Origin of the sequence: Rhodoplanes azumiensis (genome assembly GCF_042682915.1) — a bacterium.
Classification (GTDB): domain Bacteria; phylum Pseudomonadota; class Alphaproteobacteria; order Rhizobiales; family Xanthobacteraceae; genus Rhodoplanes; species Rhodoplanes azumiensis.
The window spans coordinates 1-15,092 of record NZ_JBHUIW010000030.1 but is presented as its reverse complement, the minus strand read 5'-3'; the positions used below and the strand labels follow the sequence as shown (position 1 = coordinate 15,092).

The following is a 15,092-nucleotide window of genomic DNA, read 5'->3' as shown; positions in this document are numbered from 1 at the left end:
TCGGCCTGGATTAACCGACTGGTAGCTCGGTCGTGATACGTCGTTGTTCCGAACGGCCGAACCACGCGTCCCTGGTCCCACACGGCCGGTGACCCGGTGGATCGCCGGCCGGCGGTCCGCCCGGTCCGGCTCGCAGCGACGGACAGGTCTCGACGTCAGGAACGCCCAGGCGCCCATCCGCCATGCCGTCAGCTTCGCCACATCGTCATTGGGCTTCGTTCGGCACCCTCATCGCCGTGACCGCCTCGGTGATCGCGGCCTCGGCCCTGGCGATCGGGGTCGCGGTCTGGCAGCTCCGTTCCGACGCCATCGCTTCGGCAAACGAGGACTCGGCCAATCTGGCGACCGTGCTGGCCGATCAGATCAACCGCGTCGTCCAGCCGATCGACGCGGCCCTGGTCGACCTCGCACGCCACCGGCTGACGGCCGAGCAGGTGCGCGACATGCTCGGCACCGCCCGGGTCCACGACGATCTGCGCGAGCGGCTGGCCGGCCTGCCGCAGGCGACCGCCATCGTGATCGCCGACGCGACGGGCGAGCTCGTCAACTGGTCGCTCGACTGGCCGGTACGGCCGCTGAACTTTCGCGGCCGCCCCTTCCATCAGGACTTTCTCGGCACGACCGACGACGCACTGCGCGTGAGCGGGCCGCTCCACAGCCGCATCAGCAGCACCCACGTCGTCCTGTTCAGCCGCCGTATCGCGGCACCGGACGGCACCCTCGGCGGCGTGGTCGCCATGGGCGTCCCGATCGACTACTTCCGCAACGTCTACGACTCGATCGCACCGCTCGCGGCACGCTCCTTCGCGTTGCTGCGTTCCGACGGAACCGTTCTGGCGCGCTTCCCGACCGAGCTCGAGCCGAGCGGGACGCCGATCCACGACCTGAGCTGGTTCGCGGCGGCGGCGCGGGGCGGCGGCTTCTACACGACCCGCGACCCGCAGACCGGCGAGACGCGACTCGTCGCGGTCCGCCCGGTCCCGGGGCACCCGCTGTTCGTCAATGTCGCCATCACCGAGAGTGCGGCCCTCGCCACCTGGGAGCATCGGGCGCTGTGGATCGGCCTCGGCACCCTGCTCGGCTTCCTGTGCTGCGCCGCGCTGCTCAGCGGCCTGGTGCGCAAGTCGCGCCGGCTCGAACAGACGTCCAGCCAGCTCGACGCCGCCCTCAACAACATGTCCCACGGGCTGTGCATGTTCGACCGCGACGGCCGGCTGATCCTGCACAATGCCCGCTACCGCCAGATGTACGGCCTCGCCGCCGACGCGGTGCGCCCGGGCACCTCGCTGCGCGAGCTGCTGCGGCTGCGCACCGAGGCCGGAACGGTGTGCGCCGATCCGGAGTCCTACCTGGCGGAGCTGACCGGCGCGATCTCGCGCGACACCGCCACCCACGTGATGACGCGCCTCGGCGACGGCCGGGTCATCGCCGTGCTCAACGACCCGACCGGCGACGGCGGCTGGATCTCGGTGCACGAGGACATCACCGAGCGCACCCAGGCCGAGCAGCGCATCGCCCACATGGCGCGGCACGACGCGCTGACCGACCTCGCCAATCGCCTGCTGTTCCGCGAGCGGATGGACGAGGCGATCGCCCGCCTGGGCCGCACCGGCAAGAGCTTCGCGGTGCTGATCTTCGACATCGACCTGTTCAAGTCGGTCAACGACTCGCTCGGCCATTCGGGCGGAGACGCGCTGCTCGAGGCCGTGGCCGAGCGCCTGCGCCGCACCGCCTCGCCGGACGACACGCTCGGCCGCATCGGCGGCGACGAGTTCGCCGTCATCCAGCACTGCCACGACGACCCGCGCGGCGAGACCGGCGCGCGGGCCGAACGGCTGCTCGACGAGCTGCGCGCCCCCTACGAGATCGAGGGCAAGCGGATCGTCATCGGCATCTCGATCGGCGTCGCCATCGCCCCCGACGACGGCACCGAGCCCAGCCAGATCCTGCGCAACGCCGATCTGGCGCTCTACCGCGCCAAGGGCGACGGCCGCGGCTGCTACCGCTTCTTCGAGCCGGCCATGGACGCCGACGCACAGCTCCAGCGCGAGTTCGAGTTCGAGCTGCGCGAGGCGCTGGTGCGCAAGGAGTTCGAGATCCACTTCCAGCCGATCGTCGACATCGCCACCTGCCGGCCGTGCGCCGTCGAGGCGCTGGTGCGCTGGCGCCATCCCGACCACGGCCTGATCCCGCCCGACAAGTTCATCCCCGTCGCCGAGGAGATCGGCCTGATCATCCCGCTCGGCGAATGGATCCTCGACACCGCCTGCCGCATCGCCGCGGCGTGGCCCGCCGACGTGCGCCTCGCCGTCAACCTCTCGGCCGTGCAGTTCCGCTCCGGCAACCTGGTCGAGGTGGTGCGCGACGCGCTCGCCCGCAGTGGCCTGCCGGCGGCGCGGCTGGAACTGGAGATCACCGAGTCGGTGCTGCTGCAGAAGGACCACGGCGGCCTCGCCGTGCTGCACGACCTCGCCGCGCTCGGCGTCCACATCGTTCTCGACGACTTCGGCACCGGCTACTCGTCGCTGAGCTACCTGCAGCTCTTCCCGTTCAGCAAGATCAAGATCGACAAGTCGTTCGTCGCCGACCTGCCGACCCGCTCCGACTGCGCCGCGATCGTCTGCACGGTCGTGAACCTCGCCAAGGCGCTCGACATGGGCACCACGGCGGAGGGCGTCGAGACCGTCGAGCAGCTGGAGCTGCTGCGCGCCGCCGGCTGCCGCGAGGCGCAGGGCTGGCTGTTCGGCCGGCCGGGCGTCGCGGGCGCGCTCGTGCTCGACCAGCCGCTCGCCGCCCCGCGCGCTCCGGCTTCCGCCCCCGCGGTCGGGCGGCGTGGCGCCGAGAGCGACGCCGGTGGCCGGCTGCCGACCCGGCGCGTCGTCGGACCGTCGCATTGACAGGTCTCCGTTCTGCCGTACATTGAGACTTCGTTCCGAGGGGTGCTCCGGAAGGAGCTGAGAGACCGTCGGCCGCGCAGTCCCGCCGTCGCTCCGGAGCCGATCACACGCTCGATCGCTCCGGTTCCGGTGATCCGCAAGGCACCACGGAAACCCTTTGAACCTGATCCGGGTCATGCCGGCGAAGGGACAGGGACCATTCCCATACCGACGCATGCTGTTGCCGGACACCCATTCACGGGAGGCTCCGAATGAACAAGCACACCCCCAAAGACGCGCTCGCCGTTCCGACCGTCACGACCGGGCCGATCGCCGGCTCGCGCAAGGCCTACACGACGCCCGATGCCGCGCCCGACCTGAAGGTGCCGCTGCGCGAGATCGTGCTGAGCGACGCCGCCGGCGAGCCGCCCGTGCCGGTCTACGACGCCTCCGGCCCCTACACGGATCCGACCGCCACCATCGACGTGGAGAAGGGCCTGCCGCGCCATCGCACCGCCTGGGTGAGCGAGCGCGGCGGCGTCGAGACCTATCAGGGCCGTCCGATCAAGCCGGTCGACAACGGCAACGTCACGGGCGCCCATCTGGCCCGCTCCTTCCCGACCGTGCATGCTCCCCTGAGAGCGCTCGAAGGCAAGCCCGTCACCCAGTACGAATGGGCAAAAGCCGGCGTGATCACCAAGGAGATGATCTACGTCGCCGAGCGCGAGAACCTGGGGCGCAAGCGGATGCTCGATCGCGCCGCGAGCGCGCTCGCCGACGGCGAGAGCTTCGGCGCGTCGCTGCCGGCCTTCGTGACGCCGGAGTTCGTGAGGAGCGAAATTGCCCGGGGCCGCGCCATCATCCCGGCCAACGTCAACCACGCCGAGCTCGAGCCGATGATCATCGGCCGCAACTTCCTCACCAAGATCAACGCGAACATCGGCAACTCCGCCGTGACCTCGTCGGTCGAGGAGGAGATCGACAAGATGGTGTGGGCGATCCGCTGGGGCGCCGACACCGTGATGGATCTCTCCACCGGCCGCAACATCCACAACACGCGCGAGTGGATCATCCGCAACGCGCCCGTGCCGATCGGCACGGTGCCGATCTATCAGGCGCTCGAGAAGGTCGACGGCGATCCGGTCAAGCTCGACTGGGAGGTCTACAAGGACACGCTGATCGAACAGTGCGAGCAGGGCGTCGACTACTTCACCATCCACGCCGGCGTGCGGCTCGCCTATGTGCCGCTCACCGCCAGCCGCGTCACCGGCATCGTCTCGCGCGGCGGCTCGATCATGGCGAAGTGGTGCCTGGCGCATCACCGCGAGTCGTTCCTCTACGAGCGGTTCGAGGAGATCTGCGAGATCATGCGGCGCTACGACGTGTCGTTCTCGCTCGGTGACGGCCTGCGTCCGGGCTCGATCGCCGACGCCAACGACCGCGCCCAGTTCGCGGAACTCGAGACGCTGGGCGAATTGACCAAGATCGCCTGGGCGAAGGGCTGCCAAGTGATGATCGAGGGCCCCGGCCACGTGCCGATGCACAAGATCAAGATCAACATGGACAAGCAGCTGAAGGAGTGCGGCGAGGCGCCGTTCTACACGCTAGGCCCGCTGACGACCGACATCGCGCCGGGCTACGACCACATCACGTCGGGCATCGGCGCCGCCATGATCGGCTGGTTCGGCTGCGCCATGCTGTGCTACGTGACGCCGAAGGAACACCTGGGACTCCCCGACCGCGACGACGTGAAGACCGGCGTGATCACCTACAAGATCGCGGCGCACGCCGCCGATCTGGCGAAGGGCCACCCGGCCGCGCAGATCCGCGACGACGCGCTGTCGCGCGCCCGCTTCGAGTTCCGCTGGGAGGATCAGTTCAACCTCGGCCTCGACCCCGACACGGCGCGCGGCTTCCACGACGAGACGCTGCCCAAGGAGGCCCACAAGGTCGCGCATTTCTGCTCGATGTGCGGGCCGAAATTCTGCTCGATGAAGATCACGCAGGACGTGCGGGACTACGCGGCCGGGCTCGGCGACAACGAGAAGGCGGCGCTCTATCCGGTCGACACGGCGCAGGCCGACGCCGCCGCCGGCATGAAGCAGATGTCGGACAAGTTCCTGAAGATGGGCGGCCAGGTCTATGTCGAGGCCGACGCCGTCAAGGACAGCAACAAGGCGCTGTGAGGGAAAGAAGCGACATCGTGTGGGATCGTGTAGCGTGGGCAAAGGTGCGCCGCAGGCCCGCCGTGCCCACGCGGTCGACCGGCACGAACAGACGTCGGGTGGACAAAGCCGCGAAAGCGGCGTGCCCACGCGGGCTCGGACGAGAAGGCTCCGGCGATGTCGCGCTATCGCCGCATGACGATCGACGGCGGGATCTTCTTCTTCACGGTCGTGCTCGCCGACCGATCGAGCACGCTCCTCGTCGACCACATCGCCCGGCTGCGCCGCATCCACGAGTCGGTGAGAAAGCGCCTTCCTTTCGAGGTCGTCGCCGTCTGCGTGCTGCCCGACCACATTCACGTGATCTGGGCCTTACCCGTACACGACTCGAACTATTCGCTCCGTTGGAGCCTCATCAAGAGCGGCTTCTCGCGCGGGCTGGTGGTCGACACGGTGCGCTCGCCGAGCAAGGCCAGGAAGCGCGAGCGAGGCGTTTGGCAACGCCGATATTGGGAGCACACGATCCGCGACGACGCCGATCTCGCGCGGCATGTCGATTACATCCATTTCAATCCCGTGAGACACGGCCACGTGTCCCGCGTCGTCGATTGGCCGTACAGCAGCTTCCACCGCTATGTGCGCGACGGCATTCTCGCGTCGGATTGGGCCGGCGACGCGCTGGACCTCGGCGGGCAATTCGGTGAATGATCCGCGTGGGCACGGCGCTCCGCGCCTTTGCCCACCCTACAGGTACTGACAGTTCTCTAGCCGCCACATTGGGGCCGTGTTGCTCGCCAGCCCCCCTACTTCAGCGACAGCGCCATGCCGCTGAGGTCGAGATTGGCGATCAGGCCGACCTGGCGGCCTTGAAGCTCGAGGACGGCGCCCTTCTGGTTGCGCAGCACGATCGCCTGGGCGCCCGGGCCGAGCGCCCCGCCGGCCCCGGCCGCGCCGTAGACGCCGGCGACGTCGGAGGGCCGCGCGATGTTGCTCACCCGGCCGTAGAGGTTCGCCTTGGAGGCGCCGAAGACGAGGCCGGCCGACAGGCCGCCGATCGAGAGCCGGTACTTCTTGCCCTGGAAGGTCAGCGTGCCGCTGCCGCCGGAGCCGCCGATCACCCAGCCGCCCTTGTAGATGGTGAGCGACACGGAGCCGCTGTCGGCCTGCGCGGCCGAGCCGGCGGCCAGCATCCCGGCGGCGACCACGGCGGCGGCGACGGACGCGGCCCGGACTCGCGAAGCGATCGACATGTAGGTGCTCTCCCATGGGGCGATGTCGCCCGATTTCCGAATCAGCCGGCGCGGACTCTCCGCCACGACTGCGGCGGCACCGCGGTGAGGGACGTGGAGACGGACGCGGTGAGGGACGCGGAGACGGCCGCCGGACCGTGGATCTTCGCGAGCATGCGCCGACCCGGCACGGCGACGGCTGCGGCCGGAGCGCCGTCGAGCACGACGGCCCTGTCGACTATCTGCACGACAGCCGTCTTCACCACATGCACGGCGATCACGTCGGCGATCTGGTCGACGGCCGGCTGCACCATCGGCACGGCGACCCCTGCGACGATCACGGCCGACGGGAGACGGCGTGCCCCCACAATTCGTCGATCGGCAGGTCGGAAACAGGGGTTGTTCCTGTCGTTCTGCGGCGAAAAACCCGCGCGACACCCTCCTCGATTCGACCTAAGATGACCCTCCTCGTGCCGGTTCCGGCACGGGGGGCGCGGCACCCGAGGCGCCCTCGCGGGACGCTCTCCGGGCCGTACATCGACGGCAGTCAAGCCGGCATCGCGATCGCGAGACACGGGCGCGAGAATCGGCCGGCCGGGTCATTCGAGGGGGAGTTCATGCGAAACGTCCTTGCGGGGTCGGCGGCGGCCGTGGCGGCCGTCCTGCTGGCCACCGCGGCACCCGCCCAGGAGCGGGTGCAGGCCGGCAGCCTGTCCTGCGACGTGTCGGCCGGCATCGGCCTGCTCGTCGGGTCGCAGCGGCAGGTCTACTGCACCTTCACGCCCTCGCTCAACGGCCCGGTGGAGACCTACACGGGCAGCATCACGCGCGTCGGCCTCGACATCGGCGCCACCGCCGGCGGCGTCATGGTGTGGGCCGTCTGGTCGCCGACGACGCGCCCGGTCGGGGCGCTCGCCGGCGCCTATGCGGGCGCCAGTGCCGAGGCCTCGCTGGTCGCCGGGCTGGGCGCCAACGTGCTGCTCGGCGGCAACGACCGCAGTGTTGCGCTCCAGCCGGTTTCGGTTCAGGGTCAGGCCGGCGTGAACATCGCCGCCGGCGTCGCCGGCCTCGAGCTGAGGTTCGTGCGCTGACCCGCGACGGTCGTCTTCTCCGCGGCGACGAGCCGCCTTGCCCGCGCGTGCCGCCCGGCCGCGTCCGGCTCGGTCGCGGCCGCTCTCGGTAAGCCCTCCTCACGAGCCGCACGGTCGCGACGGGGGCTCACCGAAGCACACACGCCGGTTCTCGTGCGGGACGCCTCCCGCGTCCCCGCAAGATCCGATTTCGCCGGGACCGGCAGAAGCAGGGCCGCTCCCGCTGTCAGAGCTTGGCTGCGTCGGCCCCGCCTCGGGGCCGAGCTGACCGACGGAGGCACGATATGGGAGACAATGGAGGCGGCCCCACAGGCCCACGGTGCATCGCGATCGTCGGACCGTTCCAAAGCGGCAAGACGACGCTGCTGGAGGCGATTCTGGCCCGCACGGGCGCGATCGGCCGCCAGGGCTCCGTGGACCAGGGGACCACGGTCGGCGACGCCAGCAAGGAGGCGCGCGACCACCGCATGAGCGTCGAGCTCTCGGTCGCCACGACGACCTTCATGGGCGACGCCTACACGTTCATCGACTGCCCCGGGTCGGTGGAGTTCGTCCAGGACATGCGCGCCGCGCTGCCGGCCGTCGACGCGGCCATCGTGGTCTGCGAGGCGGACGAGAAGAAGGTGCCGCAGCTCCAGCTCATCCTGCGCGAGCTCGAGGAGCTGAACGTTCCCCATTTCCTGTTCCTCAACAAGATCGACAAGGCCGACACCCGGCTGTCCGACGCGCTGCGCATGCTGCAGCCGGCGTCGCGCGTGCCGCTGCTGCTCCGCCAGATCCCGACCTGGAGCGGCGAGACCGTCAACGGCTTCGTCGACCTCGCGCTGGAGCGCGCCTTCGTCTATCGCGAGAACCAGCCGTCCGAGATGGTGCCGCTCGAGGGCGACGCGCTCGACGCCGAGAAGCAGGCCCGCTTCTCGATGCTGGAGACGCTCGCCGACCACGACGACGCGCTGATGGAGCAGCTGCTCGAGGACATCACGCCGCCGCGCGACCGGGTGTTCGACGATCTGCGCAAGGAGATGCGCGACCGGCAGGTCTGCCCGATGCTGATGGGCGTGGCGAGCCGCACGAACGGCATTCTCCGCCTGCTCAAGGCGCTGCGCCACGAGGCGCCGGGCGCCGCCCAGACGGCCGAGCGGCTCGGCGTCAAGGCCGGCGGCGAAGCCGTCGCCTACGTGATGAAGACGTTCCACACGGCGCATGGCGGCAAGCTGTCGATCGCCCGCGTGCTGGCCGGCCAGATCGGCGACTCGACCGTGCTGCATTCGCCGACCGACGAGGTCGGGCGCGTCGCCGGCGTGTTCAAGATGCTCGGCCAGGCGCAGGAGAAGCGTGGCGCGGCGACCGCCGGCGAGACGGTGGCGCTCGCCAAGCTCGACGGCGCCAAGACCGGCATGACCCTGTCGACCGGCAAGACGCCGCACAAGGCGCTGGCCGAGGTGAAGGCCTATCCGCCCGTGCTCAACATCGCGGTGGCGGCGCGCGAGCGCAAGGACGACGTCAAGCTCGGCCAGGCGCTCTCCAAGCTGCTCGACGAGGACGCCTCGCTCAGCGTGATCCAGAACCAGGAGACCCACGAGGTGGTCATCTGGGGCCAGGGCGAGATGCATCTGCGAGTCGCCACCGAGCGCCTCGCCGACCGGTTCGGCGTCGCCATCGAGCGGCACAAGCCGAGCGTCGGCTACCGCGAGACCATCCGCAAGTCGGTCACCCAGCGCGGCCGTCACAAGAAGCAGTCGGGCGGCCACGGCCAGTTCGGCGACGTGGTGCTGGAGATCTCGCCGCTGCCGCGCAGCTCGGGCTTCCAGTTCTCCGAGCGCATCACCGGCGGCGTGGTGCCGCGCAACTACATCCCGTCGGTCGAGGAAGGCGTGATCGACGCCCTCAAGGAGGGCCCGCTCGGCTTCCCGGTGGTCGACATCGCGGTGGCGCTGATCGACGGCTCGTACCACACGGTCGATTCGTCCGACATGGCGTTCCGCACCGCCGGCCGCATCGGCATCGCCGAGGCGCTGCCGCAGTGCCAGCCGGTGCTGCTCGAGCCGATCCACGAGGTCGAGATCGTCTGCCCGACCGAGGCGACCGCCAAGATCAACGCGATCCTGTCGGGACGGCGCGGCCAGATCCTCGGCTTCGACACCCGCGAGGGCTGGCCGGGCTGGGACACGGTGCGGGCCCAGATGCCGGAATCGGAGATCGGCGACCTGATCATCGAGGTCCGCTCGGCGACGGCCGGCGTCGGCACCTTCACGTTCAAGTTCGACCACATGGCCGAGCTGACCGGCAAGACCGCCGACCAGATCGTCGCCGCCCGGAAGGCCGCGGCGTGAGGTGACTCCGTTGAGCCTGCCGTGACCTGTTACATCGCGGCTTCAGCCTCCCCTCCCCCGCTCGCGGGGGAGGGTCAGGGAGGGGGCAAGCGGCGCCGACGATCGGCGCGCCCCCTCTCCATCTCTCCCCCGCGAGCGGGGGAGAGTGCCGGCTGCGGCGAGCGGCGCGCGACGTGATCAGATCGCGTCCGGAGCAGAATCCAGAGCGCCTCTCAAAACCCCCAGCGCGACGGCTTTCTCACGAAGACGAAGCGGTCGTCGGGGCGCCAGAAGACGTCCGGGTGGCCGTCGTGCACGTCGAGCCACAGGCCGTCGTCGTCGTGGTCGAGCGAGAAGGAGAGCGGTTCGCGCTCGGGATCGCCGATCGGCGGCATGGCGACGACCAGGCGCTCGCCGGCCGGCTGGTCGCGATAGGTCAGGCGCAGCATCGGAGCGATCTCGGCGGCCCCGAGGCCGAGCCGCACGGCCCGCGCGGCATTGCGGATCTCGGCCCACCGGGCGCCACGAGGAAAGCCGAGATCGGTGGCGGAGGCGACGGCGAGGTCGACGACGCGCTTGCGGTCGCTCCAGCGCAGGTCGGGGTGGCCGAGCAGCGCGTCAGCGTCGGCGGCGACATGGATGCCGGCGTCCGCGAGCATCGCCCGGCAGGGCGCGGCGCCCCGGCAGCGTCCGATCATGACGCTGCGCCAGATCGGCGACACGCGGGCCGGCCCGACATGGAGCCAGCGCCCGACCGCATTCCAGTTGAGCACGTCCAGCATACGCCACCCGCACGAGACGTCCTGCCGCCGGCCGCCTCGCGGCCGCGGCTCGCCTCCCGGACCGCTGCTTGGCCCATCAGGCCGCGAAACGCAACGCCCGGCGCCACCTGCGGTGTCGCGGCGCCGTCGATCTTCGGCATTCTACCGAAGCCCGAGACGATCGCGAAACCATCCCGGCGAAGTCCGTGGCGTCGCTACCGAAATTCAATGACCCCGGGGCGACAGTCGAAGCGACAGCCGACACAAGATCGGCGCCCCCCGCGTCGTGCAGGTATCGACATGTTGAAACAAATCCGCTCGCTTCTGTCGCGTGACGACGACGACCGCGGCCCCGACGGCAAGCCGCGGGTGACGCTGCAGAAGGCGCTCGACCGCAAGTGGCTCGAGGTCTGGTATCAGCCGAAGTTCGATCTCGCGACCCGCAAGATGGTCGGCGCCGAGGCGCTCGTCCGCGTGCGCCATCCCGAGCACGGCGTGCTGGCGCCGTTCGCCTTCCTGCCGGGCGCCGGCGAGGCGGCGATGCTCGCCATGACCGAGCGGGTGATCGCCGAGGCCTTGCGCGACTGGGAGCACTGCCGCGCGGTCGGCGCGCCGGAGCTCAAGCTCGCCGTCAACGTGCCGGCCAACGCCTTCGTGCGGCTGCCGATCGCCCGGATGATCCGCGACGGCCGCCCGCGCAGCACGGAGTGGCCGGGGCTCATCCTCGAGGTCACCGAGGACCAGGTGATGAACGACCTCGACGTCGCGAACGAGGTGGCGGCCGAGCTGCGCAGCCAGAATTGCGGCCTTGCGGTCGACGACTTCGGCGCCGGCTACTCGTCGCTCGCGCGGCTGCGCCAGCTCCCCTTCACGGAGCTGAAGATCGACCGCGCCTACGTCACCGACTGCCACACCGACCGCACCAATGCCGGCATGCTGGAGACCATCGTCGAGCTCGCCAAGCGGTTCGACCTGAAGACCGTCGCCGAAGGCATCGAGACGCCGCACGAGAGCCACAAGCTGCAGGGCATCGGCTGCGTGGTCGGCCAGGGCTACCTGTTCGCCAAGCCGATGCCGAAGGACCAGTTCGTCGCCGCGCTCCAGCGCCACACCGGCAAGCGCGCGCCGGAGCCGAGCCGCTGGAACCCGTTCGCCTCCGCGCCGAAGCTGCGCACCGGCACCTGACGCGGAGCGCCGAGGCCTGGCTTTCGCCGCCTGACGGACCTCGTGTCCCGGGCGCGATCAGGCGAGACGGTCGGAGAACCTTTTTTATCTTTTTTATTTTATTTATCTTTTTTATCTTGCCGCCCGTCGGGGGGGCTCCTGGGCCCCGGCTCGGCGGCGCATCGGGCCGGCGGCCCGACAGGCCTTGTCCGGGGCACGCGGCTGAAGCTCCACCCGTCCCGCACCGCCGCCGATTGTTTCATTCCGTGTCCGGCTGTTGCAGCCCTGCACTGGCGACCGACTGCGACCGGTGGTAGGTCGGACCGACACCAGTCGCGAGGTCGGCCCATGCGGATCGCTGCCCCTGCCCTGTCGCTTGTGTGCGTGCTCCTTTCGGCGGTCGCCGCCCAGGCGGATCGCCGCGTCGCCTTCGTTCTCGGCAACGGCGACTATCGCACCGTGATGCCCCTGCCCAACCCGACGATCGATTCGACCGCGATGGCGGCCAAGCTGCGCAACATCGGCTTCGAGGTGGTCGAGGGCACCGACCTCACCCGCGAGGGCATGACGGCGAAGCTGATCGAGTTCGGCCGCAAGGCGCAGGGCGCCGACATCGCGGTGTTCTTCTATGCCGGCCACGGGATCGCGGTGAACGGCGTCAACTATCTGCTGCCGGTCGACGCCGACCTGAAATCCGAGATGGACGTGAAGCTCGGCGCCGCCATCGACGTCGACACCACGCTCGATCAGACGATGGGCGACGCCAAGGTCAAGCTCGTCTTCCTCGACGCCTGCCGCGACAACCCGTTCGCCGAGCGCATCCGCTCGGCCGCGCGCACCCGCAGCGTCACGGTGGCGAACGGCCTCGCCGAGATGAAGTCCGGCGAGGGCACGCTGATCGCCTTCGCGACCGGCCCGGGCCAGACCGCGCTCGACGGCTCGGCCGGCGGCCACAGCCCGTTCACCCGCGCCCTGCTCGACCACATCGCGACCCCCGGCGTCGAGATCCAGCAGGCGATGACCAAGGTGCGGGCGCAGGTCAACGAAACGACCCGCAAGCAGCAGCTGCCCTGGGGCCACACCAACCTGATCGGTGCCGTCTACCTCAACCCGGCCGCCGACGGCGCCGCCGCGACCCCGGCCGCACTCGGTCCGGCGACCGCGACCGCCGCAGCCGCGCCGGTGTCGTCGGAGGTCGAGCTCGAGTTCTGGCGCTCGATCCGCGACTCCAACAAGGTCGAGGAGTTCGACGCCTATCTCACCAACTATCCGAACGGCCAGTTCCGCTCGATCGCGCTCGCCCGCATCGCCTCGCTGAAGGCGGCGCCGCCCAAGCCCGACAAGGCGCTGCCGCCCGGCGTCGACCCGGCCGTGACGACCGCCGAGGCGACCCAGCTCACCGAAGACCGGCTCGGCCTCAAGCCGGCGCAGCGTCGCGACGTGCAGCGCCGCCTCACCGGGCTCGGCTTCGACGTGTCGACCACCGGAACGTTCGGGCCGGAGACGCGCGGCGTGATCCGCCGCTGGCAGGCGGCGCGCGGCTATGTCGAGTCGGGCTTCCTCAACGCCCCGCAGCACAAGGCGCTGCTCGCCGAGGCGCAGCCCGTGGAGGAGAAGCCGGTGGTGCGCCAGGCCGCCCCGCGGTCGCGCGTCGAGCAGCCGCCGGCGGGCGAGATGCGGCCGGCCCGCGCGTCGTCGCAGCCGAGCCCGTTCGACGGCGCCGCCGGCGCCTTCATCGGCGGCGTGATCGGCGGCGCCCTGCGGAGGTGAGAGGGGGGCGAGGGGCGAGGGGCGAGGGGCGAACGGCGAATAGCGAATGGTGGGGAGCCGACTACCGTCGCTCCCGCCGCTGGGCCGGCCGGTCCTTCTTCCTGCTCGCTGCTCGCTGCTCGCTGCTCCCGCACCCGTGACTTGCCGGTGATCCGGCCGGCCCGTAGCTGACGTAGACGTCAGCGACGCCGCGCTGGTCACGATTCCTCGCGTCGAACGAAACAAGACCGCCGGCTCGGCCGTATCTCCTCGTGAGCCCCATCGCCCGCGAGAGCCCCCGGAGTTCGCCATGCCCGCCATCCTTCGCCGTCCCGCCTGGATGCTGCCCGACAGCGCCGCCACCCCCGAACATGTCGCGTTCCAGCTCGACCGGCGGACGCTCCTCGCCGGCGCCGGGGCGATCGCCGCGACGGCGCTGTCGCCCGACCTCGCCCTGGCGCAGCGCGTCGGCGACGTCCCCGACCCGTCGGCCGGGCTCTATCCGGCCAAGCGCAACGCGGCGTTCACGCTCGACCGCCCGGTCACCGACGAGCAGGCGAACCTCGCCTACAACAACTTCTACGAGTTCAACATGTCGAAGTCGGTGGCCCGTCAGGCCCAGGCGCTGAAAATCCGCCCCTGGACCATCGCCATCGACGGCATGGTCGAGAAACCGTTCGAGATCGGGATCGACGATCTCCTCAAGCAGGTGACGCTGGAGGAGCGGCTCTATCGCCACCGCTGCGTCGAGGCGTGGTCGATGGCGATCCCCTGGACCGGCTTCCCGCTGGCGAAGCTGGTGGCGCTCGCGAAGCCGCTCGGCTCGGCCAAGTACGTGCGGATGGAGACCTTCAAGGATCCGACCATTGCGCCGGGCCAGCGCCAGACCTGGTATCCGTGGCCCTATGTCGAGGGCTTGACCATCGCCGAGGCGACCAACGACCTCGCCTTCCTGGTGACCGGAGCCTACGGCAAGCCGGTCGCCAAGCAGATGGGCGCGCCGTTGCGCCTCGCGGTGCCGTGGAAGTACGGCTTCAAGTCGATCAAGTCGATCGTCCGCTTCACCTTCACGGACAAGCAGCCGAAGAGCTACTGGGAGGCCCTGCAGGCGAGCGAGTACGGGTTCTGGGCGAACGTGAACCCGGAGGTGCCGCACCCGCGCTGGAGCCAGGCCTTCGAGCGCGTGCTCGGCACCGACGAGCGCCGCCCCACCCTCCTGTTCAACGGCTACGGCGAGCAGGTCGCCGGCCTCTACATGGGGCTGGAGAAGGAGCGCCTGTGGGCGTGAGACGATCGACGGCGCGGCAAGTCGCCGTCTCCCGGGTGTGTGCCGAAGGCGCGCAAGCCCGGAATCCAGCCCCGGATCGACCTCGCGGAGGCCTTGCCGCGCCCCGCGGCGAGCGAGGCCGATAAAAAACGCCGGGTCTCGCGACCCGGCGCAGTTTCGTCGGCAAAACGCCGACAACACCTTCCAGAGGGACAGCTGACGGCCACGGAAAGATGTGGGAGGAACCCGTCGCCAGCAGCTTGTCGAAGCATGTCGGTGGGGCGCGCGCTAGGCAATGACGGTTATTACATGCCGACAATGCCCCGCCCGCAGGGCTGTTCGCTATCGAGAAACATCGGGCGATAATCGCCCGAACGCCTTTTACAGCCGAGAGGCGGCTCGGCAGTCCGAAACAGGCCACCGTCGTCATGGCCGGGCTCGTCCCACGGCTGTCCGGCACGGATTGTGCTTGAAGAGG

The 15,092-nt window shown here is 70.1% G+C and carries 11 protein-coding genes and 1 riboswitch; of the genes, 8 read left to right on the top strand and 3 right to left on the bottom strand.

What is annotated here, in order from left to right; all coding sequences use genetic code 11:
• Positions 1-182 precede the first annotated feature (182 nt).
• From ACFSOX_RS20575 to ACFSOX_RS20565, 3 genes are all read left to right on the top strand, one after another.
• Positions 183-2,897: a bifunctional diguanylate cyclase/phosphodiesterase gene (locus ACFSOX_RS20575; RefSeq protein ID WP_378479700.1), complete on the top strand. Its 2,715-nt coding sequence runs from the start codon at positions 183-185 to the stop codon at positions 2,895-2,897.
• Positions 2,898-2,925: 28 nt separating this feature from the next.
• A riboswitch (TPP riboswitch) is annotated at positions 2,926-3,105 on the top strand.
• Between the two features lie 43 nt (positions 3,106-3,148).
• The gene (gene thiC / locus ACFSOX_RS20570; RefSeq protein WP_378479699.1) at positions 3,149-5,062 is read left to right on the top strand and encodes a phosphomethylpyrimidine synthase ThiC; all 1,914 of its coding nucleotides are present in this window, start codon (positions 3,149-3,151) and stop codon (positions 5,060-5,062) included.
• 156 nt (positions 5,063-5,218) lie between these two features.
• Complete coding sequence (locus tag ACFSOX_RS20565) at positions 5,219-5,749, top strand: REP-associated tyrosine transposase (protein WP_417716679.1); 531 nt, start codon at positions 5,219-5,221, stop codon at positions 5,747-5,749.
• Positions 5,750-5,844: 95 nt separating this feature from the next.
• Here ACFSOX_RS20565 and ACFSOX_RS20560 read toward each other — a convergent pair whose 3' ends face one another.
• Entirely contained in the window at positions 5,845-6,291 is a 447-nt protein-coding gene (locus ACFSOX_RS20560) for a hypothetical protein (protein WP_378479697.1), read from the bottom strand.
• A 41-nt stretch (positions 6,292-6,332) separates the two neighbouring features.
• Positions 6,333-6,611 (bottom strand): hypothetical protein, encoded by a 279-nt coding sequence (locus ACFSOX_RS20555; RefSeq protein WP_378479696.1) that lies wholly within the window; start codon positions 6,609-6,611, stop codon positions 6,333-6,335.
• A 276-nt stretch (positions 6,612-6,887) separates the two neighbouring features.
• Here ACFSOX_RS20555 and ACFSOX_RS20550 point away from each other — a divergent pair, with 276 nt between their 5' ends.
• Together ACFSOX_RS20550 and ACFSOX_RS20545 are read left to right on the top strand one after the other, a co-directional pair.
• Positions 6,888-7,361: a DUF992 domain-containing protein gene (locus ACFSOX_RS20550; protein ID WP_378479695.1), complete on the top strand. Its 474-nt coding sequence runs from the start codon at positions 6,888-6,890 to the stop codon at positions 7,359-7,361.
• Positions 7,362-7,645: 284 nt separating this feature from the next.
• A complete protein-coding gene (locus ACFSOX_RS20545) occupies positions 7,646-9,694 on the top strand; it encodes an elongation factor G (protein ID WP_378479694.1) in 2,049 nt (682 codons plus the stop codon).
• A 212-nt stretch (positions 9,695-9,906) separates the two neighbouring features.
• Here ACFSOX_RS20545 and ACFSOX_RS20540 read toward each other — a convergent pair whose 3' ends face one another.
• Complete coding sequence (locus tag ACFSOX_RS20540; protein ID WP_378479693.1) at positions 9,907-10,455, bottom strand: hypothetical protein; 549 nt, start codon at positions 10,453-10,455, stop codon at positions 9,907-9,909.
• Between the two features lie 279 nt (positions 10,456-10,734).
• Between ACFSOX_RS20540 and ACFSOX_RS20535 the strand changes: the two genes are divergently transcribed.
• From ACFSOX_RS20535 to msrP, 3 genes are all read left to right on the top strand, one after another.
• Entirely contained in the window at positions 10,735-11,619 is an 885-nt protein-coding gene (locus tag ACFSOX_RS20535) for an EAL domain-containing protein (RefSeq protein ID WP_378479692.1), read from the top strand.
• A 327-nt stretch (positions 11,620-11,946) separates the two neighbouring features.
• Complete coding sequence (locus ACFSOX_RS20530; RefSeq protein WP_378479691.1) at positions 11,947-13,368, top strand: caspase family protein; 1,422 nt, start codon at positions 11,947-11,949, stop codon at positions 13,366-13,368.
• Positions 13,369-13,657: 289 nt separating this feature from the next.
• Positions 13,658-14,635: a protein-methionine-sulfoxide reductase catalytic subunit MsrP gene (gene msrP, locus ACFSOX_RS20525; RefSeq protein ID WP_378479690.1), complete on the top strand. Its 978-nt coding sequence runs from the start codon at positions 13,658-13,660 to the stop codon at positions 14,633-14,635.
• The last annotated feature ends 457 nt before the right edge of the window (positions 14,636-15,092 follow it).